Origin of the sequence: Draconibacterium sediminis (assembly GCF_000949475.1) — a bacterium.
GTDB lineage: Bacteria > Bacteroidota > Bacteroidia > Bacteroidales > Prolixibacteraceae > Draconibacterium > Draconibacterium sediminis.
In genome coordinates this window covers 1,128,467-1,150,538 of record NZ_JRHC01000001.1, presented here as the reverse complement: position 1 = coordinate 1,150,538, position 22,072 = coordinate 1,128,467, and the positions used below count along the sequence as shown (strand labels likewise).

Below are 22,072 nucleotides of genomic sequence, written 5' to 3'. Positions count from 1 at the left end.
TAGAATATCAGCAAATGCTAACGATTTATAAATTTAGCTGATCAACAGCAACGATCTGTTTTTTTGGGACTGTTTTTGAACATCTATACAGTTTAGCGCAGTAGATGATGAAAAAGTTTGTTACTACCAGTATTTCCAGTATTCAATTCGCGGATTGGCTTTTACCTTCTCCTGGTATTCATCGATAAATTTCTGGTTCAGCTCGTCGTTATCACCGTACTTTTTGCGTAGTTCTTCCAGCTGAACGTGCAACTGCGCCTGCACATCAGCATAAGCCGGGTCGTCGTATACGTTATGTATTTCCATCGGATCTTTTTCCAGGTCGTACAATTCCCAATCGTCGATATCGTAGTAAAAATGAATGAGTTTGTATTTATCGGTGGTGATTCCGTAATGACGCATTACCGCGTGCTCCGACGGGTGTTCGTAGTAATGATAATAATGTGCATCGCGCCAGTCGGCCGGAGTTTCGCCTTTTAATATCGGCAGCAGACTTTCTCCCTGCATTTCTTCCAGAATTTCGGCACCGGCAACATCAATCAGTGTTTCCGCAAAATCGAGGTTCGAAACCAGATCGTTGTTCACTGATCCGGCTTCAATTACTCCGGGCCAGCTAACCAGCAGCGGCGTATTTAACGATTCTTTGTACATCCAGCGTTTATCAAACCAACCGTGCTCACCCAGGTAAAACCCCTGATCGGACGAATAGATTACAATGGTATTTTTATCCAATCCCGATTCTTTCAAATAATCAAGCAATTCCCCAACACTTTTATCAACGGCAGCAATACACGCCAGGTAATCGCGCATGTAACGCTGATATTTAAAGCTTACCAAATCTTTTCCGGTAGGGTTTTCTTCCCTGAACTTTTCGTAAATGGGCTGATAAACAGCATTCCACTGCTCCAGTTGATCTTCGGTGTAGCCTGCGCGGGGTTGGTCGGTCATTTTCAAATCGCGATCGATAAACATAGTATTGGCAATCGACATGTTATTTTTTGCAGCTGCATCGCGGGTGTCGTAGTCATCAAACAATGTCTCCGGCTCCGGGAAAGTGGTGTTCTCGTACATCCCCAGTTCATTTGGTCCGGGCTCCCACGCACGGTGAGGTGCTTTATGCCACATCATCACCATAAAAGGCTGCTCCGATTCTTTTTCACTTTCCAACCAGTTAATTGTTTTGTCGGTAATAATTTCGGTGGTGTACCCTTCCATTTTGTACTCCCCCTCCTGGTTTATAAAAGTTGGATTGTAATAGCGCCCCTGCCCCGGCAGTATATCGAAATAATCGAAACCGGTTGGCGTGCCCCCAAGGTGCATTTTGCCAATTACCGCCGTTTTATAACCGGCTTTTTGCAACACTTTAGCGTACGAATTCTGGCTGAAATCAAAATGCGAACCTCCGGTGTTATCAATAAAACCATTTAAATGACTGTATTTTCCACTCAGAATTGTTGCCCGCGACGGACCGCAAATGGAGTTGGTAACCATACACTGGTTAAAACGCATTCCGCCCTCAGCCAGCCGGTCGATATTTGGAGTTGGCGCCAGTTCGGCCAACGGACCACCATAGGCACTAATAGCCTGAAAAGCATGGTCGTCGCTCATGATGAAGACTATGTTTGGCCGCTCTTTACTTTCTTCTTTTGTTGAAGTGGCGCAACCAAAACCAATAAACGCGAGAAATGCAAGGGTTAAAATTCGTTGTGAAATAAGTTTAATCGTCATGTTTTGCTATTTAGTCAGTTTAGTTTATTTGCAGCTAAAAATAGTCATTCTGTTTTGATCGCCAATTCAAGTGCCACTCTTTTCGGGCATTGTTGCCCCATCTTGTATCGGTATATTTAAATTTTCGTACATTCGGAAAAATTTCAAAACAATGTTAGTAGGTATTCTGAGAGAAGGGAAAACACCTCCCGATAAGCGTGTGCCGTTAACCCCGCAACAATGTGTGGAAGTGCAGCAAACATTTCCACATGTTTCAATTATTGTTCAACCCAGCCCCATACGAAGTTATAAAGACGAAGAGTACAGTGCTTTGGGCATTCCGTTACAGGAAGATCTTTCGGATTGCGATGTTTTACTGGGGGTAAAAGAAGTCCGCATCGAGGATTTCCTCCCCGGAAAAATCTACCTGTTTTTTTCGCACACCATAAAAAAGCAAGCGTATAACCGCAAGTTGTTACAAACGGTTTTAGAAAAAAACATTCAGCTGGTTGATTACGAAGTGCTGACGGATAAGGCAGGATTTCGTATTATCGGGTTTGGTCGTTTTGCCGGATTGGTTGGCGCTTACAACGGCTTCCGTGCATTTGGATTGAAATACGATTTGTTTGACCTGAAACCGGCGCACGAATGCGAAGACCTGGAGGAAATGTTACAACACCTCGACGAGGTTAATCTGCCACCGATAAAAATAGCAATTACCGGCGACGGACGTGTGGCACAGGGTGTTTTAGAGATTCTGAACCACATGAACATTATGCGGGTTTCGCCCGAGGCTTATTTAAATGATGAGGAGCCGGAACAAGCCATTTATGTGCAGTTGCTGCCCCGGAATTATGCAAAACGTATTGATGGAGAACCGTTTGATCTGATGCATTTTTTCAATAACCCGTCGCTATACGAGAATAGCTTTCATCCTTTCGCTGAGGCCACCGATATGCTGATCGCATCGGCTTACTGGGATCCAAAATCTCCGGTACTTTTTACGGCCGAAGAGATGAAAGAAGATAAATTCCGCATTGGAGTGATCTCGGATATTACCTGCGATATTGAAGGTTCTATTCCATCTACAAAACGTGCTGCAACAATTGCCGATCCGTTTTACGATTATAATCTGCAAACCGGAGAATTGGAAGAGGCTTTCTCGAATCCGAACAACGTGTCGGTTCAGGCGGTGGATAATCTGCCCTGCGAACTGCCCAAAGACGCATCGCTTGATTTTGGGCGTAACCTCATCGAAAAAGTATTCCCAAGTTTATTTGGCGAAGATACCGACGGAATTATCCAACGCGCTTCTATTACAAAAGATGGTGCGTTAACCGAAAAATTCTCGTATCTGCAGGATTTTGCTGACGGGGAATAGAATTGCTCGCAGATTGTGCTGATTTACGCTGAAGAATAAAGAAATAAAAAAGCCCCGGTCCGTATTCGTAAAGAATATACAGACCGGGGCTTTAAGTTTATATCTGCGGCTATCTGCGTAATCTGCGAGCAACAAAAAAACAAACGCCAATCCGTCAATTGACGGACCGACGTTTTACTCACTCTCCCTTCACCTATCCGTCAGTTTGACGGACTTCTCACACTACTTAATCAGTTCAACACTGCGCTTCACAAATTGATCCAGATCGGCACCTTTTAACAGGCCATTCGCCAACAGCGCCAAATCAACCATTTGTTTTGCCAGTTTATTCTTTTTACCAAATCCGGCCAGCTCTTCGCGTTTTGCTTCCTCAAGCTTTGCCAGTTCTGAATTTAGTGTTTCCAGCTTTTCTTTATCTGCTGCCGGAATCTCCTCTTCTTTCTTGCCTTCTTTTGCTTTTTCCAAACCGGCAATTTCTTCTTTCGTAGCAGAAATCTTTCCTGTCATCTCTTCCAGTTTACTACCCAGTTTTTTGTCCTTGGCATCCAACACTTTTTTCACCAGCGGGTGAGCCGTGTTTACTACCAGGTTTAACGAATCGGGCAAATCGCCATACATGCTCATTCCCCCCTGAGCAGCACTCATATCTTTCATACGGCGCATAAACTCGTTACGGGTAATTACCATCGGCGAACCGTTTTCACCCAAATCCTGGAAATCAACAATGTAAGTATGAGCGTTCGACTGCGGACAAACTGCCTGGAACACCGGCGACAACTCTTGTTTTTGCTCCCATGTCCACTCTTCTTTTGCGGTATCTTCTTTTCGAATCAGATTTTCAACCACGTCAGAGTCAACACGCACAAAACGTTTGTCGGTGTATTTTTGCTCGAATTTGTTGATCAGGTGAGGTGCCAGCACGTCATCCAAAATCAACACATCGTAACCTTTGTTTTTAGCTGCTTCAACAAAAGTGAATTGCTCCTCAACATTGGTTGTATACAGGTAAATGGTGTTGTTATCCTTATCAGTTTGGTTCTCTTTAACCAGTTTTTCGTACTCTTCCCAGGTGAAATACTTGCTCTCACTATTTTTCAGCAGGAAGAAATTCATTGCACGATCGTTGAATTTCTCTTCGGTCAGCATTCCGTACTCGATAAAGATCTTCAGGTCGTCCCATTTACTTTCAAAATCTTCACGGCTGTCTTTAAACAGCTGATTCAAACGGTCGGCCACTTTTTTATTGATGTGGCTGCTGATCTTTTTCACATTCGAATCGCTTTGCAGGTACGAACGCGACACGTTCAACGGAATATCCGGCGAGTCAATCACACCGTGCAGCAATGTCAAAAATTCAGGAACAATTCCTTCAACCGAATCCGTAACAAAAACCTGGTTGCAGTACAACTGGATTTTGTTTTTCTGAACCTCGAAATTGTTTTTGATTTTTGGGAAATACAAAATACCTGTCAGGTTGAACGGATAATCAACATTCAGGTGAATATTGAATAGCGGCTCGTCGCCCATCGGGTATAATTTCCGGTAGAAGCTTTTGTAATCCTCGTCTTTTAAATCAGCGGGCATTTTTGTCCAGGCCGGAGCTACATCGTTAATCTGGTTGTCTTCATCGGTATCAACCTGCTTGCCATCTTTCCAGTCCTTTTTCTTTCCGTAAATTACCGGAACAGGAAGGAATTTGCAGTACTTATTCAGAATCTCCGAAATTTTCGCATCATCAAGAAATCCTTTTTCCTCTTCGCTGATGTGCATTACAATGTCGGTTCCAACGTCTTCTTTTTCTACTTCTTCCAGCTCGTATTCAGGGCTTCCATTACAGCTCCATTTTACTGCCTGCGAACCATCTTTGTACGATTTTGTAATTACATCCACTTTTTCCGACACCATAAACGAACTGTAAAAACCCAATCCGAAATGGCCGATAATCGCATTTGCATCGTCTTTGTATTTGTCAAGAAATTCGTTGGCGCCCGAGAAAGCAATCTGGTTGATGTACTTCTCCACCTCTTCCGCAGTCATCCCGATACCGTTATCCGAAACCGTAATTGTTTTGGCTTCGGGATCCAGTTTTACAACTACTTTTGCATCGCTTACATCGCCGTTGTACTCGCCTTTCCCGGCAAGTGTTTTTAGTTTTTGTGTTGCATCAACTGCGTTTGATACAATCTCACGCAAAAAAATGTCGTGATCAGAATAGAGAAACTTTTTAATAATTGGGAAAAGATTCTCGCTGGTTACTCCAATTTTTCCTGTTTGCATTTTTCTATATTTTAAATTATACTATCAATTTTTACGCTCGCCAAAAGTCAAACGCTGTGCCATTCGTTTTTTGTGACGATTTGACAGAAAATTGCGTTTTCCTACATTAATTATGGCGGAAAGCTGATTTTTACCCTATATTTATTTCACCCAAACACGTTTTATTTGCGTCTTTCAATAAAAAGTGATTTATGGCAAGTCTGGAAAAATATTTTAACCAATTCAGGAAAAATATTGTTGGGATCGATCAGGAGTTTGAAACGCCGTATGGCACAATGAAAATTAATTATGGCGACTGGATTGCCAGTGGTCGGTTGTATCGCCCTATCGAGTGTAAAATTACTGACGAGATTGGACCTTATGTAGGCAATACTCATACTGAAACCAGCGAAACCGGAATACGCATGACGCATGCTTACCATAAATCGCATCAGTTGATAAAACAACATGTAAATGCCGGGCCAAATGATATTATTATTACTGCCGGTTTTGGAATGACTGCTGTGATCAACAAGTTTCAGCGGATTCTTGGATTAAAATACTGCGGTAAAGTGGCAGGAAAAACCTGTATTGCCGAGCGCGAAAAACCGGTGGTTTTTGTCACGCACATGGAACACCACTCGAACCATACTTCGTGGTACGAAACCAGTGCCGATGTGGTGGTTGTTGAACCCGGCGAAGGATTACTGGTCGACACCGACAACTTGCATAAAGCATTGGAAAAATATAAAGACCGCCAGTTTAAAATTGGTTCTTTTACCGCTTGTTCGAATGTAACCGGGGTGCGCACACCCTATCACGAAATGGCGAAGATCATGCACGAATACGGCGGTGTTTGTTTTATCGATTTTGCTGCTTCGGCACCTTACGACGAAATAAATATGCATCCTGAAGATCCGATGGAAAAACTGGATGCCGTGATGTTCTCGCCTCATAAATTCCTGGGCGGTCCCGGCTCATCCGGCGTAATTGTTTTTGATGCCAGCATGTATAAAAATACCGTTCCGGATAATCCCGGCGGCGGTACTGTTGACTGGACAAATCGTTGGGGAAAATATAAATACGTTGACGATATTGAAGCCCGTGAAGACGGTGGAACTCCCGGATTCCTACAATCGATACGAACCGCACTTTGTTTCGATCTGAAAGACCAGATGGGGATTGAGAATATCCGCAAGCGCGAAGAAGAATTGCTTGAACATGCCTTTAAAGGGCTTGATTCCATTAAAGGATTAAATATTCTGGCCGATAACGTACGCGACCGCCTAGGAGTAATTTCCTTTTACGTTGAAGGAATTCATTACAACCTGTTGGTGCGCTTGCTAAACGACAAATACGGTATTCAAACACGCGGGGGTTGTGCCTGCGCCGGAACATACGGACACTTTTTGTTGGAGGTTTCGCTGGAGCAATCAGAGGAAATTACCGATAAAATCAACCACGGCGACCTGTCGGATAAACCGGGTTGGGTGCGCTGGTCGCTTCACCCGACAATGACCGACGAGGAAGTTGATATTATGATCGAAGCATTAAATGATATTATTTCGAACATTAACGAATACGAAAAGGATTACAAGTACGTAAATCGCACCAACACGTTCTGGCACAAAGATGAAAAAGATGATCAGAAATTGTTGAGTAAGTGGTTTACGCTCGAACACGAGTAATAGATCCGCTCAGCTTCATTTTCGCTTACCCAATTTAGTAGCCACAAAACTGATTATAAGGATTTGTATGGGGTGGAAAATCATAATGGGCAGTAACATTATTCCGGTAGTTGCCGATTGCTGAAACAATATTTTGGCAAAAACAGTTCCGTGGACCAGGGACTTTTTTGTTCCGCAAAATTGCGTGGTTATCTGATCTTCAATATTAAATCGCAGCAGTTGCGACACTTTAAGCGTTAGGAAATAAATCGCATAAAAAAGGATAATAACTGCCAATACTATCAGAAAAAGATCAACTGCATCAACAGCGCTAAACACCTTGTTCTCGAATGAATGCGAAAAGCTTTTAAAGATAATCAGCAGGATCACCGATTTATCGAATAAAGTAAGGTATCGATTGTATTTTCGGGCATAATCGCCCCAAAAACGTTGCAGAAAAACACCGACAATAACAGGCAGCAAAATTTCGGTAAGCAGTTTAAAATAGATCTCGCCAAGGTTAAAATCAATGGTTGTCTGTTTTAAAAACAATCCCATCCAAAGCGGCGTTAACACTATACCGATTAATCCTGAAATACTTGCGTTAAAAATGGCAGCCGGAATATTTCCTTTTGCAATTGAAACCATCACCACTGAAGATGAAACGGTGGAAGGCAGCGCAGCCAAAAACAAAAATGCCAGCCAGATCGTTTGTCCGTTTTCGGTTTTTATAAAAGGATAAAAAGCAAGAACAATTAAAGGAAAAACCAAAAAGGTAGTTGCCTGAACCACGATATGTAACTTCCAGTTTTTTAGCCCCGTTTTTATATCGCGTGGGCTCAGCTTTAATCCATAGAAAAAGAAAATCAGCGAAATACCGATACTCGCAATTAAATCCAGTGGCACACCACTTTCCGGACTTCCAATTCCGGGAAAAAACCAGGCCAGAATGATTACACTGATAATGGCCAAAACGAATTTATCTATCTTCATTATATAATAGTAATATAATTACAGCGTGTAAACATGCGCTGCTACATCAGTAAAAATACCCTCGAAATTTTCTTTTCCAAAATAAATATCAAACCATCCATCTGAAATCTTATTTTATTAATACCATTTCAATTGATTTTCTACCTTTGAGAGGTATGACAAAGAAATACGAAAACGGTCTGGTTTTAAGTGGCGGCGGAACTCGTGGTTTTGCCCATTTGGGGGTAATTGCTGCATTAGATAAACTGGGTATGCAGCCCGATGTAATTTCGGGTGTTAGTGCCGGCGCCATAGTTGGCGCTTTTATTGCCGCCGGAAAATCGCCCGAAGAGGTACGTGACAATTTTAAACGCGGCTGGTTTTTTCAATATACCAAAATTCATTTACCGGTTGACGGTTTGCTTAAGCTGGATGGCTTAAAGGAAATTCTGGAAAAGGAAATAGCCGAAAAAAACATCGAAGACCTTAAAATACCGTTTTATATTTGTGTTTCGAACCTGAATAAAGGTACTGTTGAATACCGAAACACCGGCAGCCTTGGCGATACGGTGCTGGCCTCGGCGTCTATTCCGGTTATTTTTGCACCGGTTGAACTGGGCCGGTATCTATATGTCGACGGCGGATTGATGGATAATATTCCGGTAGCACCTATCCGGAAAGATTGCCAACGCGTTATTGCATCGAACATCAGCCCTATAAACCCGAAAGCCAAAATGAAAAACCTCATACAAATTGCCACACGAATCGTTTATATGAGCGTAAATCAAAAACTGGACGAAATAAAAAAACAGGTTGACTTTTATATTGAGCCAAAAGGAATTGACGAATTCGATGTATTTCAGCGAAAACATGCCGATGAGCTTTTCGACCTGGGCTACAAAAAAACGCTGGAGGTTCTGAAATGAACAACCTCGTAACAAGCTAACGAGCTATCGATGTGGAATTTAGTTTGAGGACGATGTAAGCTTGGAGTATAACTCATTTATCCCGACACGCTCTGCTATCGGGATTAGTTCGACCATCAAATTACAGTTCGTTACTCTCCTGTAATTTGGGTCTCACTGAATAAAAAAAGCCGCTCCGGAAATTCCCGAAACGGCTCAGCACATATATTATATTGATTATCTAGTCAAACAAATTCTCATCCCTGATGATCATCAGAATTGCCGAATGTGGCAAAATAATGTACTTCTCATTGTTAAACTCAATTTCGTGTCCGCTTTTATTTAAATAAATGGCCAGGTCGCCAATGTGCGTTTGCAGCGGAACATATTTTACCTCTTCCTTTTTTTCTTTCCACGCTTCGTCTTCTTCGCTCACTGCCGGAATCGGGTAACCCGGTCCAACTTTTACGATATAACCACTTTGTACTTTCTCGTTCTCTTGAACCGATGGCGGCAAATACAAGCCCGACTTGGTTTTACCCGAAGGATTTTTAGGCTTAACTAAAACCCGGTCGCCAACCATTATAAACTTTTCCAGATCTTTTTCTTCAATTACTAACGACATAAACAATACATTTTTTCTGTTGACAAAGATAGAAGTTTTCGAATTTGCAGTAAAAAAAGTTATTCATTCAAAATTTTTTTTCTACAAAACTGAAATGTGTTTTCTGTCAGGCAATACTCCTTTATCGTCTAATTTAATTTTTTGTTCTATTTTTCCATATTGCACACAAGCTCCGTAATATCTCTTTTTCAACCAATTAAACACTTCCATGAAAATATTTTCAAAAAAATATACTACTTTGTTTTGCATAGTACCATTTTTTGTACTTATATTTGCAATACAAAGTTCAGGTTTTAAACCAGTACATTTTTAAAAAAAGTTCTAAATTTTTGTAACGAATCCAATTTTTGGTCGTCTTAATATCGAAAACAAGAAAACAGAACGAGAAAACAAGAAACAAAAAAGTCGAAGCAACAAAACAAGAAAACAAAAACGAAAGCAGGAGGAAAAGTCATGAAAACAAGAAACAATGTTCAGAAAGCAATCACAAAATCACTGGCGGTTATTATTAGTTTGGTTTTGATCAGCATTACAGTAAATGCACAGGATTTTTGGAGAACCGTAATGGAAAACAACAGCTTCAGCCAAATAGCCATGGCAATGACAGATAACACTGAAGCTAGCTCAGCATCAGCCGATGCTTCATCAACTACAGATATGAGTGCCTATGCCAGGTATGCAGCCGTTGACGCAGAAGAAGAATTAGACGTTGAAAACTGGATGCTGGCCGAAAACAATTTCTTTACAACAGTAGATGTGGCAATTGAGGCAGAAGAAGCACTTGAAGTTGAAAACTGGATGACTAACGAAAGCTACTTTGATGGAATGGCAAGCTACTTAAAAGTAGATACTGAAGAAGCATTGGAAGTGGAACCATGGATGCAAAATACTGACTACTTCGGAGTTATATCGGTAGACGTTGAAGAAGAAACAGAAGCAGCTTTGGAAGTGGAACCATGGATGACCGACGCAAAAAACTGGAACATCTAATTACGAATAACTCATTTTAATAAAAAAACCGCTGCTCGTTAATTAGAGCGGCGGTTTTTTATTGATTCTTGCCTTTATTTGAAACGAGCGATCTATGTTATCGGATAATCGTTGTGAATATCGGTAAGCACTTCGCAACCGGTTGCGGTTACCAAAACGGTATGTTCAAACTGTGCCGACAATTTATTATCAATTGTTCTCGCTGTCCAGCCATCATTTTTATCAATCACCGCTTTTGGTTTCCCCTGGTTTATCATTGGCTCGATGGTAAATATCATTCCGGGTTTCATTTCCGGTCCCGTATTTCTTCGTGAGGCATGATCGACCTGCGGTTCTTCATGAAAATCAACACCAACACCATGTCCGCAAAACTCGTATACCACACTGTAACCTTGCGCTTTGGCATATCGCTGAATCACAAATCCTATATTCCCAAAACGGTTGCCCGGTTTTACCTGCTCAATTCCAAGGTCGAGACAGTGACCGGTTATGTCAATCAAATCTTCAGCCTCCTTACTTACCTCTCCCACTGTAAACATACGCGATGTATCGCCATAGTAGCCATTTAAAATTGTGGTGACATCAATATTCAGAATATCGCCCTGTTTTAAAACGGTTTGTTTTGAGGGAATACCGTGACAAATCACGTTATTTAACGAAATACAACTCGATTTAGGATAACCATTATATCCCTTGGTTGCAGGAATTGCACCATGGGAACGAATAAATTCCTCCACTTTATCGTCGATATATTCTGTATTAACTCCTTCTTTTACATACTGCTCAGCGAAATCAAGAGCTTTTGCCGCCAGTTTTGCACTTTGCCTGATGCCCTCGATCTGCTCCGGAGTTTTTATTATAATTTTTCCCATTAATCGTTATATTTTGCTGCAAAATTGAACATTTGTTGTTGATTTTCAAAAACCGAACAATAAATTTGCGAAAAAGTTTACAAAAAGAACCAAGTCGGAAGCACGAACAGAAAGACGACTTGCAATTTCACACTTCAGACTTCTAATCGTTTTAGCATGAAACACAAACAGGAATTATCGACAAAATCATATTTCGTTAGCCGTTTTGGGCAACTTTCTACTTCCTTTCTTTTTTGGCAAATTCAGGATATTGCCTGGGAACATGCCGAAAAATTGGGTTTCGGGTTCGATAATCTTCAAAAGGATAAACAGTTTTGGGTGTTATCACGACTGTTGGTTAAAATAAAACGCCGGCCCGAATGGGGCGAAAAATTTACGGTTGAAACCTGGCCTGCCGGAATTGACGGACTGCTGGCTCTTCGCGATATTCATTTTATCGATGCCAACGGCGAGAGTATAATTAAAGCTACCACCAGCTGGCTGGTTCTTAATCAGGAAACCAAACGTATTGTAAAACTGGAACTCGGCTCCATTCCGATACACGACGATCGGGTTTTGGAAATGAATGCAGGAAAAGTAAAGCCGGTTAAATCCAACGATGAAGTGGTTTTTACACCGGTGCTGTTCAACGAGATTGACGTTAACCAGCATTTTAACAGCGGTCGTTACCTGGAACGCATTATCGATAGTTATGATTTTGATTTCAACAATCAGAATGAACTCATCGAATTTGAGGTGAATTTTGTAAAAGAAGGCACACAAAACGACAGCCTGGGAATTAAGAAGCAAATACTGGACAAAAATAATCATATTTGTAGTGTTGTCCGCGAAAGCGATGAAGCCGATCTGATTCGCGCCCGACTCGTCTGGAGCCCGCGGAAACAGTCGTTTTAACGATACGGTTCTTTTCAATAATCACAGTCTCTTTTTCTTTTAAGAATAAGTAAGGCGAAATGATCAAAAAAAAATCAGGCAATTTCAAACGTTTGCATTGATTTTGAGAAGTTTATTTTGAATTATTTATACTAACAAAAGCCAATAATTAAAGATTTATTAAGGCTGCAATACTTTAAAGGAAATGAAGAGATTACTATTGATTTTTGTGCTTGCCATGGGCACATTCTTTAGCCAGGCTGAAGAGATTACTTCTCCGAACGGAAAAATGAAACTTACTTTCGATTTATCGGATGGAACACCGGTCTATCAACTTCAACTGGAAGGCAAAACCATTATCAAATCGAGCAAACTCGGGCTTGAATTAAAAGATGCCGAACCGCTGTTAAGCGGATTTACCCTTGCCGACAGCCAAACCACAACTTTCGACGAAACATGGACACCGGTTTGGGGCGAACAAAGCGAAATTCGTAACCATTACAGCGAGCTGGAGGTGACTTTAAACCAATCGGCCACCAACAGAAAAATGATAATCCGTTTTCGTGTATTTAACGACGGACTGGGTTTTCGTTATGAATTTCCGGAACAAGACAACCTGATTTATTTTGTAGTGAAAGACGAGCGCACCGAATTTGCCATGGACGGTGATCACACTGCTTTCTGGATTCCGGGCGATTACGACACGCAGGAATACGATTACTCCAAATCGAAGTTATCGGAAATTCGCGGCTTGATGGATAAAGCGATTACGCCCAATACTTCGCAAACACCAATTTCGGCAACTGCTGTTCAAACGGCTTTAATGATGAAAACCAACGATGGTTACTACATCAACCTCCACGAAGCAGCGTTAAAAGATTATTCGTGTATTCACCTTGAACTCGATGATAAAAACATGATTTTCAAATCGGTTTTAACTCCCGATGCACAAGGAAACATGGCTTACATGCAAGCGCCTTGCACAACCCCGTGGCGCACCATTATTGCAGGTAAAAAGGCCGGAGACATTCTGCTTTCAAACATCACGCTTAATTTGAATGAACCTTGTGCTTACGAGAACACCGACTGGATTAAACCGGTGAAATATATTGGCGTGTGGTGGGAAATGATCACCGGAAAAAGCTCGTGGGCTTATACCAACCTGCCAAGTGTAAAACTGGGCGAAACCGATTATTCAAAAACAACTCCAAACGGAATTCATGCTGCCAACACCGAAGAGGTAAAAAAATACATTGATTTTGCCGCAGAAAATGGTTTTGATGCTGTTTTGGTGGAAGGCTGGAACGAAGGTTGGGAAGACTGGTTCAACAAATCGAAAGACTATGTTTTCGACTTTGTAACACCCTACCCCGATTTTGATGTTGCCGAATTGCGCGACTACGCCAAAAGCAAAAATATTAACTTAATGATGCACCACGAAACGTCAGGCTCAGTGCGCAACTACGAACGTCATTTGGATACGGCTTACCAGTTTATGGCCGATAACAACTACAACTCGGTAAAAAGTGGTTATGTGGGCAACATTATTCCGCGTGGCGAATACCACTACGGGCAGTGGATGGTAAACCACTACTTGTATGCGATAAAAAAAGCAGCTGACTACAAAATAATGGTGAATGCGCACGAAGCTGTTCGCCCGACCGGATTGTGCCGGACTTATCCGAACCTGATCGGCAACGAATCGGCACGGGGAACCGAGTACGAAGCTTTTGGCGGGAACAATGTTGATCATACTACTATCCTTCCGTTTACCCGTTTGATTGGAGGACCGATGGATTATACGCCGGGTATTTTCGAAACGCATGTTAGCGCATACAATCCTGACAACAATTCGCAGGTTCGTACAACCATTGCGCGTCAGCTGGCATTGTATGTAACCATGTACAGCCCGTTGCAAATGGCCGCCGATTTGCCAACAACGTACGAAAAATACATGGATGCTTTCCAGTTTATTAAAGATGTAGCTCTTGACTGGGACAAATCGTTGGTTTTGGAGGCAGAACCGGGAGATTATATTACTTACGCCCGGAAAGAAAAAGGCAGTGAAAACTGGTTTGTAGGCCGTACAAACGACGAAGAAGTGCGCACTTCTGAAATCAGTTTTGATTTCCTGAATCCGAATCAGAAGTACGTTGCAACAGTTTATGCCGATGCAAAAGATGCAGACTGGAAAACCAATCCACAAGCTTACGAGATCAAAAAATATGTGGTCACAAGTCAATCAGAATTAAAACAACAATGTGCTCCCGGCGGCGGTTATGCAATTAGAATTATTCCCGTTACTGATAAGTCGGAGTTAAAAGGACTGAAGAAGTTATAAGCATAATAAAGAGCGAATATCTCTTCGGGCGATATATTTAAAATGAAAGCCACCGACCTTTTGCCGGTGGCTATTATTCGTAAAACCAATTCCGGCCTCTCCGGAATAGTATTTTTCATTAGCAATTCCTTCATGGATAACCTATCCGTTGTTAACATTCCATTTCAGAAGAGCTATATAGTGATGAATAAATCCAGTATTTAGTTGGTTGATTAAAAAGTCACGCGGATGTTAAGTTAGCTTCCGCACTTATTAATGATATATTTAGTAATGCTTCACAAAATCGTTAAACAAAGGATTTTTTCAGAACATTACTTTTCAAATTCTAATTCAGTAAACCATTACCGGCGTACCGGTAATGGTTTTTCAATTAAACTTATCTAACTTAAACTAGTAACCCGGATTTTGAACCAGATTTTCATTTACATCTAATGCTGAAGTTGGCAGCGGAAATAATGCTTTGGTAGCATCGGTGGCAGGTTTTTCCTGGTATGATTCGGTAAATTTACCAAAGCGTACAAGGTCCTGACGGCGTAATCCTTCCCAATACAACTCATAACCACGTTCATTCAGCACATCGTCCAGTGTTAAACTTGTCAGAGCAGGTAAGGTATTTCCCTCAGCACTTCTTTTCGAGCGGATATAGTTAATATCTTCCAAAGCCTGAGATTCGTCGCCACTGCGTAAATAGGCCTCGGCCCGAATTAAATAGATATCGGAAATACGCATAATTGGCACATCATTTGGCGATGAAAACTGTCGCTCAGTGTCAGGATTTGGGGCAAACTTGATTACACGAACACCGGAATTCTCAGGAGAGCTGGCAAGATTGATCTCGGGAACAAATATTAATGGATCGCCATTACGTTGTTTCAACGCAGTTCCGTCCACACCGTACTGTTGACCAACCAGGAAACCCTGGTTAAATCCGGTTTCACTTTTTATTCTATCGTCGTAATACCGGGCATCAGCTTCCTTATCCCATGTATTAAAAAAAGTTGAGGTTGTAGACGGCCCATTCCAGGTACTTGTATAATTTCCGAACAGCTGACTATAGTGCAGCGTAAAGTTTACCCAAACACTGCCACTCCCCATGTCAACATTATCGTCCATAGGAATCCGGAAAATAAATTCCGGATGTTCCGCTACATCTTTCTGAAACATACTCCAGTAATCATCAGCCACGGTAAATGTTCCGGAATTTATCAGCTGGTTGCAATAATCAATGGCTTCTGTCCATTTTGTTTCTCCCCCGTAAACCTCGTAGTTCAAATATAATTTTGCGAGTAAGGCTTTTGCGGCTTCCTGAGTAACGCGCTCAGATCCAACTTCGGCTTTAGTTTTTAAGTTAGGAAGAACAGCTTTTACCTCATCAATAATCCAATCCGCTGCTGCTTTCTGGTCCAAAACTTCAGGTGAAACCGAAAAATCCAGATCATCTGCCTCGCGAAACGGCACCTGACCAAAAAGATCATTGATTAAATACATAAAATAAGCCTTCAGAAAACGTGCTTCGTAAATGTATTGTTCTGAAGTTGATGTTTGTTCGAATTGAGCAATGTAATATATAGCTGTATTCGCTCTTGAAACGCCCTGGTTTAGAGCATCCCAAACATTTTTGAGACGGATATGATCCGACGTCCAGGTGTGAAGGTGCAATTCCATCCAGGCACCATTATCGTACCAGTCGGTTCCACGTGTCGGAATGATAACCTCATCGGTTGTAACTTCCTGCAAAGCCCAGTAGTCATACCACTCAATTGTTCGTCTTAAACTTCCGTACGGTGGATTAATCAGTGATTCTATATTATCAGGATTATTTACAAGATCTGCTCCAAGCTGTTCATCAAGTACGTTTTCTTCCAAATCGGTACATCCTAGTGTAAAAAACATTCCGATTATGGTTATCAACAATATTATCTTATACTTTTTCATAATTAATCGTCTTTAAAGTGTTACTAAAACTGAAGGTTTACACCAAATGTAAATGTTCGCGGTTTCGGATACGATGTATAATCAATTCCCATTGAAGGCACACCGTTTTCGTCTGCAACAGTATTAATTTCAGGGTCGTAGCCGGTATAATCGGTAATTACCAATAAATTATTTCCGGTTACATAAACGCGTGCATTACTTAACCAATCGATCGATTTGGTGTCGAAAGTATATCCTACAGTAAGGTTTGACAAACGCATAAATGAAGCATCTTCAATAAAACGTGATGAGAAAGCATTTGAGTTATCGGGGCTTTCATTTGATTCGTATACTTCTTTGGTTACGTTAAAGCCTTTATCAAGTGGTCCCTTCAGGAATAGTGCATTGGCCGTATTATTATATACTTTATTACCAACAGATCCGTACCAGAACATGCTAAAATCAAATCGTTTGAAATCGATGCTCGTAGAAAGACTATACGTGAAATCTGGCAAGGCAGAACCCAAATATTCTTTTACTGCAACGCCTTCATTGTCGGTTTTATAAATACTTAAACCGTTGGAGTCCAATCCCTGGTAAACCATTCCGTAAAATGTACCCACTGGTTCTCCATTGGTAATAATTTGTACACGAGTACCAGATAATCCCTGTCCACTTGCGTTTCCTGTTTCGATTAACTGAACCGGCAAATCTTTTACTTCGTTTTTAATGTAAGCAAAGTTACCACCAATCTCCCACGAGAAATCATTTTTATCTACAATCAAACCATTCAATCCTAATTCAAATCCGTTATTTACAATTCGAAGATCAGGAACATTTTGCCATTGTGTTTGCGTGGCTGCAGGTGCTTTTGCAGGTATCTCCAGAAGCACATCTTTGGTTGATTTGCTGAACACATCAATGGTTCCATTTAGTCGGTTGTCGAAGAATCCAAAGTCGATTCCAATATTTGTTTGTAGCGTTGTTTCCCACTGAATATCGGGATTTGGAGTACGCAGGAAAGTTATACCCGGACTTAAAGTACCATTAAAATATCCATTTGCCGAAGGAGTTGTTCCAACAGCCAGCAAAGATATTTTATCCGGGATCTCCTGGTTTCCTGTCATTCCCCATCCCAAACGAAACTTCAGGTTACTAAGTGATTCCATGCTTTGCATAAAGTCCTCTTCCGAAACGCGCCATGCAAAAGCAGCAGACGGGAAAAATCCGTACTTTTTGTTCTCTCCGAATTTTGAAGAACCATCCATCCGGCCGGTAAACGTTAACAGGTATTTATCTTTGTAACTATAATTTACCCTACCGAAAAACGATTGTAATTCGCGTTCGTAAGCCGATGAATTAACAATAGCCGATGAAAAGTTACCATATTGAAGGTTATCGGTATATTTTATATCATCCACCTCAAAACCATTCACATTCATTTCGGTTGTGGTGAATTTTATAAATTGATAAGCATGGCCGGCAAGGAAATTGAAACGATGATCTTCGTTTAAGGTTGTTTCATAGGTTAGATAGTTCTCAATTAATTTGTTATTTGCAGCAACGGTATTAATATTCGCCTCTCCTTTGTTTACCAGATAACTAAGTTCCTGATCCTGATTTACACGACGTTCAGCAACTGTCCGGTCTAAACCTATATTTAGTTTGTATTTCAGATTTTTAATGATCTCATATTCGGCCGATCCGTTAAAGATAATACGGTCAGTTAATGTCTCATCATCAACCAAATCAAGCATTGCTCTTGGATTTCGCTGATCGTGTGCATGCTGATAATAACTTCCGTCGCTGTTAAAAACGGGGTAAGTAGGATTCAGTTTCAGAGCCGACAAAATCAAATCTCCTTCATAACCCGATCCATCCTGTTCGGTAATGGGCGACCTTGAATCGATAATATGTGATGCGATCAATGTTCCTCCAATTTTAAGTTTCCCATCAAAAAGGTCTTGCGAAACTTTAATTTTCCCATTTATTTTCTCCTGTCCGGTTTTATCAACAATACCTTCCTGGTCGAGATAACCAAGAGATGCCTGGTAAGTAAATTTATCGGTGCCACCTCCAAACGACAGATTATGACTTTGAGTTATCCCTGTTCTATATATCTCATCCTGCCAGTCGGTGCTTGCTCCAAGGTCTAACAATTTAGTTCCATCGGCTTTTGTATACGAGCGGAACTCACTTGCCGAGAGCATATCAAGTTTTTCACGAATTTGAGAGACTCCCATGTATCCATCATATGATAATGTACCTTCTCCTTTTGTTCCTTTTTTAGTGGTAATAATTACTACACCATTGGCACCGCGTGCTCCGTAAATTGCCGTTGAAGAGGCATCTTTAAGAATATCAATGGATTCAATATCTTCAGGATTTAAAAAGCTAAGCGGGTTTTTACTTGAGCCACTTCCATAACCGGCTGCACTTCCTCCGGTTGGTGTTATATCGGCGTTATCCAATGGAATTCCATCAACAACATACAATGGCTCCTGACCCGAACGTATTGAGTTCGATCCACGAATACGTACTGACATGCCTGTTCCGGGCTCACCACTGTTTTGAGTAATATTTACACCCGAAACTCTTCCCTGCATCATTTCAACCGGGTTGGTAGCCACACTCTTATTCATATCATCTTCGGTTAAGCGGTTGGTAGCTCCCGTAAGATCGCTTTTGCGTTGCACGCCATAACCAATGGCCACTACTTCATCGAGCTCCATTACGTCTTCCTGTAGAGCAATATTAAACAACGACTGGGTACCGATTAGCACCTCTTGTGTCTGAAATCCCACAAAAGAAAATGAAAGTATTTCTGCATCAACAGGTATATCAAGTTCAAAATTTCCATCGAAATTTGTTACCGTTCCAATAGTCGTTCCTTTTACAACCACTGATACACCTGGAATTGGTTGGCCTCCGGCATCATTAACAACACCCGAAACAGTTCTGTTTTGCTGTATCGACAAAGCGTCAATTACTTCTGTTTCACGCGCAATGGCAATTTGCCTGTCGCTAATAGTGTAAGTAAGATTAGTTTCTTCCAGTGCCTTATCCAGCACACTTTCAACAGCAACGTCGTTAACTTTCACGTCAACTCGTTGGTTTGGATTTACAATATCGTCGGAATAGACAATAATAAATTCACTCGATTTTTCAATTTCGTGAAACACTTGTTTAAGTGTAACATCATTCAGATGCATTGAAAATCGTGCTGTTTGCGAATAAGTGTTTGCACTAACGGCAAACATAGAAGTTAGTAGCAGGATAATAGTTAGCCTCATGATAAGGAATGTTTTTTTGACAAGCCGAGATTGCACGGCAATGCCATTCTTACAAATTTTATTCATAAATTTAAAGCGTTTAATTAAAGATGTTAATTAATTATTCTCATTGAACCGGCAGGTGGTACGAACACTTTCCGGTTCATTTTTTTAGTTAGATAGTATTGACTTGGTTTTTACATAGGCAAGAAGTTTAATTTGGTTTTACGATAAAATAATCTCCGTTTTGTTGTTTTCCCCAATCGATCGGTACAAAAGCCTGAAGCACATCCAATACTTCTGAAATATCACTCTTCAGGTCGAGCTTTCCTGAAATTTTATATGTACCAAGCAGGGGATCTTTTATATGAATTTGTTTGTTGTAATATCTTTCAAGTCTTCGAACTACGCGGCTAAGATCTTGCTTATTGCAGTTGAACATCCCTTCTTTCCATGAAGTGTAACTGTCTACCTCAACATTATTTATATAGTTAACACCACTTTCTTTATCGAGATAGAACATTTGATTTGGAACCAGAACCATCTTATCTTTTCCTGATAATAAGCCTGATTTTTTCGATTCGATACTTACACTTCCTGTAACCAGCACGGTTTGAAACATGTGGTCATCAGGATAGGCCAACACATCAAAACTTGTTCCCAGTACCTCAACATCGGCATGTTCGGTGCGAACAACAAATGGTACATGTTCGTTATGTTCAACCTCAAAATAGGCTTCGCCAATTAGCAATACTTCACGTTGCTTTTTATCAAATACCGAGGGATATAATAATTGACTACCTGCATTCAGCCAAACACGTGTTCCATCGCTTAAGGTTATTTGCGAACTTTTGCCGTACGGAATGATTACTCGGTTGGTTGTTGGTTTATCTGCTCCAACAAGCTGGTTAATTGTATCGTTATCAACAATTACCTTATCTCCTGTTGCATCATATCTTATCTCAGAAGCTTTTGAATTTAATGGAATTGATTTTCCGTCGGATAGAATGATTTGGGCTTCATCAAAGTTAAGCGGCTCAGTTTCTGCAATTGTAAATTCTGTTTCTTTGTCAGCCTCGTTATAAAAATAGTAACTCAGGGCCCCGGTTGTAAAAACAAGTAAGAAAACTGCCGCATATTTAAGAATCGTTAACAGGCTGGTTCTTTTATTAACTGACTGATGTTTTACATTGTTCCATATTGAAAAGACTTCATCAAGACTTAACTCTTCATGTGAAAACCTAAAATGATTGAAAATTTCAACTGCTTCATCTAACTCTTCCTTTTTTTCGGGATGTTCCTCAATGAAAGTGTCCCAATAAAGTTCAGCATCAGAATCTGATTTCAATAACCATTGAATAAACGAGTCGTCGTTTAAAAAATCAGTAGAACTATATAATTTGTATTTATTCATTACTGCATCAACACTTTAACGTACAACAAAGGCCATAACAATTTTGCTTCTTAAAGTTGAAAAGCGCCAAATATCAGTGGCCTCAACTATCATTATAAGACAGCACCTGCCAATGTGTTGATACTTTTTTTTAAAAAAAATAACATGTTGAACAACATGTTAATGCAGATCACCAAGCCAGCCGGGGGAATAGAAAAAATAAGAAGTTCGAAATCCTCTTTTTATCACTATGTATCACATTTCTAACCTTTTTGACAGCCCTGCTTATTAACGATCTGGATGATTGCTCCTCCAGATGGAGCACCTCAGCAATTTCTTTATGGCTTAAGCCAAAATAAAAACGAAGATATAGCGCCTCCTTTTGCCTGCTTGTAAGCGATTCGACTGCAGATCGGACAGCGAGCGTTTTTTTGGAGTAATTATCATTCTCGAATGCTTGCGTATCCAGCTTTTCAAAACCTACTTCAAAACGATAGTCCCCACGTTCCATCACTTGTTCAAATTTACTTGAACGAATTGTCTCACGCACAATTTTTCGCTTCAGGGAAGTAAACAAATATGCTCTTACATTGTCGGTTGGACTAAGTTTTGTCCGGGTTTGAATGAGCGTTACAAAAAGATCCTGTATACAATCCTTGATCAAAGACTTGTCGACACTAAATTTGCAACCAAATGCATACAGGTCATTTACATTGGTGAGATATATTTTGGAGAGTGCTCCTTGATTTCCTTCAAGAAACTCCTTCCAAAGTTTTGCATCTTCTTTTTGATTCGGATACATTTAGTTAATGATAGTTAGTTGAATACAAAGGTATGCTTTTTAAAAAGTAAAAAAAACACTACAACTGATACACATAAAACATAATGTCTCCGGGATAAGCAA

Annotated in this window: 16 protein-coding genes; 6 read left to right on the top strand and 10 right to left on the bottom strand. The window is 40.7% G+C overall.

Annotation, left to right across the window (positions count from 1 at the left end):
* Positions 1 to 123: 123 nt before the first annotated feature.
* Positions 124 to 1,728 carry a sulfatase family protein gene (locus LH29_RS04750; protein ID WP_045026328.1) on the bottom strand — a complete coding sequence of 535 codons (1,605 nt, stop codon included), beginning with the start codon at positions 1,726 to 1,728 and terminating at the stop codon, positions 124 to 126.
* 151 nt (positions 1,729 to 1,879) lie between these two features.
* On the opposite strand from LH29_RS04750, the gene LH29_RS04745 reads away from it, so the two are divergent.
* Positions 1,880 to 3,088: an NAD(P)-dependent oxidoreductase gene (locus tag LH29_RS04745; protein WP_045026327.1), complete on the top strand. Its 1,209-nt coding sequence runs from the start codon at positions 1,880 to 1,882 to the stop codon at positions 3,086 to 3,088.
* Between the two features lie 222 nt (positions 3,089 to 3,310).
* Here LH29_RS04745 and htpG read toward each other — a convergent pair whose 3' ends face one another.
* Positions 3,311 to 5,365: a molecular chaperone HtpG gene (htpG, locus tag LH29_RS04740; protein WP_045026326.1), complete on the bottom strand. Its 2,055-nt coding sequence runs from the start codon at positions 5,363 to 5,365 to the stop codon at positions 3,311 to 3,313.
* Between the two features lie 191 nt (positions 5,366 to 5,556).
* Here htpG and LH29_RS04735 point away from each other — a divergent pair, with 191 nt between their 5' ends.
* Positions 5,557 to 7,032, top strand: coding sequence for an aminotransferase class V-fold PLP-dependent enzyme (locus LH29_RS04735; RefSeq protein ID WP_045026325.1), 1,476 nt, complete (start codon positions 5,557 to 5,559; stop codon positions 7,030 to 7,032).
* A gap of 15 nt (positions 7,033 to 7,047) precedes the next feature.
* Here the strand turns inward: LH29_RS04735 and LH29_RS04730 are convergent, their stop codons facing one another.
* On the bottom strand, positions 7,048 to 8,004 hold the full coding sequence (locus LH29_RS04730) for a bile acid:sodium symporter family protein (protein ID WP_045026324.1): 957 nt from the start codon (positions 8,002 to 8,004) through the stop codon (positions 7,048 to 7,050).
* A 155-nt stretch (positions 8,005 to 8,159) separates the two neighbouring features.
* Here LH29_RS04730 and LH29_RS04725 point away from each other — a divergent pair, with 155 nt between their 5' ends.
* Positions 8,160 to 8,909 carry a patatin-like phospholipase family protein gene (locus LH29_RS04725; RefSeq protein WP_045026323.1) on the top strand — a complete coding sequence of 250 codons (750 nt, stop codon included), beginning with the start codon at positions 8,160 to 8,162 and terminating at the stop codon, positions 8,907 to 8,909.
* A gap of 220 nt (positions 8,910 to 9,129) precedes the next feature.
* Here LH29_RS04725 and LH29_RS04720 read toward each other — a convergent pair whose 3' ends face one another.
* Both LH29_RS04720 and LH29_RS24515 read right to left on the bottom strand, forming a co-directional pair.
* Positions 9,130 to 9,513, bottom strand: coding sequence for a co-chaperone GroES (locus LH29_RS04720; RefSeq protein WP_045026322.1), 384 nt, complete (start codon positions 9,511 to 9,513; stop codon positions 9,130 to 9,132).
* An 81-nt stretch (positions 9,514 to 9,594) separates the two neighbouring features.
* Positions 9,595 to 9,762, bottom strand: a complete 168-nt coding sequence (locus LH29_RS24515) for a hypothetical protein (RefSeq protein ID WP_157493565.1) — start codon at positions 9,760 to 9,762, stop codon at positions 9,595 to 9,597.
* Positions 9,763 to 9,966: 204 nt separating this feature from the next.
* On the opposite strand from LH29_RS24515, the gene LH29_RS04715 reads away from it, so the two are divergent.
* Positions 9,967 to 10,503 carry a hypothetical protein gene (locus LH29_RS04715; protein ID WP_045026321.1) on the top strand — a complete coding sequence of 179 codons (537 nt, stop codon included), beginning with the start codon at positions 9,967 to 9,969 and terminating at the stop codon, positions 10,501 to 10,503.
* Between the two features lie 92 nt (positions 10,504 to 10,595).
* On the opposite strand, the gene map is transcribed toward LH29_RS04715, so the two are convergent.
* Positions 10,596 to 11,375: a type I methionyl aminopeptidase gene (map, locus tag LH29_RS04710; protein WP_045026320.1), complete on the bottom strand. Its 780-nt coding sequence runs from the start codon at positions 11,373 to 11,375 to the stop codon at positions 10,596 to 10,598.
* A 156-nt stretch (positions 11,376 to 11,531) separates the two neighbouring features.
* On the opposite strand from map, the gene LH29_RS23640 reads away from it, so the two are divergent.
* Positions 11,532 to 12,269 (top strand): acyl-[acyl-carrier-protein] thioesterase, encoded by a 738-nt coding sequence (locus LH29_RS23640; RefSeq protein ID WP_052670605.1) that lies wholly within the window; start codon positions 11,532 to 11,534, stop codon positions 12,267 to 12,269.
* Positions 12,270 to 12,453: 184 nt separating this feature from the next.
* Positions 12,454 to 14,589 (top strand): glycoside hydrolase family 97 protein, encoded by a 2,136-nt coding sequence (locus tag LH29_RS04700; protein WP_045026319.1) that lies wholly within the window; start codon positions 12,454 to 12,456, stop codon positions 14,587 to 14,589.
* Between the two features lie 390 nt (positions 14,590 to 14,979).
* Here the strand turns inward: LH29_RS04700 and LH29_RS04695 are convergent, their stop codons facing one another.
* From LH29_RS04695 to LH29_RS04680, 4 genes are all read right to left on the bottom strand, one after another.
* A complete protein-coding gene (locus LH29_RS04695; RefSeq protein WP_045026318.1) occupies positions 14,980 to 16,524 on the bottom strand; it encodes a RagB/SusD family nutrient uptake outer membrane protein in 1,545 nt (514 codons plus the stop codon).
* A 23-nt stretch (positions 16,525 to 16,547) separates the two neighbouring features.
* The gene (locus LH29_RS04690; protein WP_232302818.1) at positions 16,548 to 19,796 is read right to left on the bottom strand and encodes a TonB-dependent receptor; all 3,249 of its coding nucleotides are present in this window, start codon (positions 19,794 to 19,796) and stop codon (positions 16,548 to 16,550) included.
* 193 nt (positions 19,797 to 19,989) lie between these two features.
* Positions 19,990 to 21,189: a FecR family protein gene (locus LH29_RS04685; RefSeq protein ID WP_045026316.1), complete on the bottom strand. Its 1,200-nt coding sequence runs from the start codon at positions 21,187 to 21,189 to the stop codon at positions 19,990 to 19,992.
* A gap of 169 nt (positions 21,190 to 21,358) precedes the next feature.
* Positions 21,359 to 21,970: an RNA polymerase sigma factor gene (locus LH29_RS04680; protein WP_045026315.1), complete on the bottom strand. Its 612-nt coding sequence runs from the start codon at positions 21,968 to 21,970 to the stop codon at positions 21,359 to 21,361.
* Positions 21,971 to 22,072 lie beyond the last annotated feature (102 nt).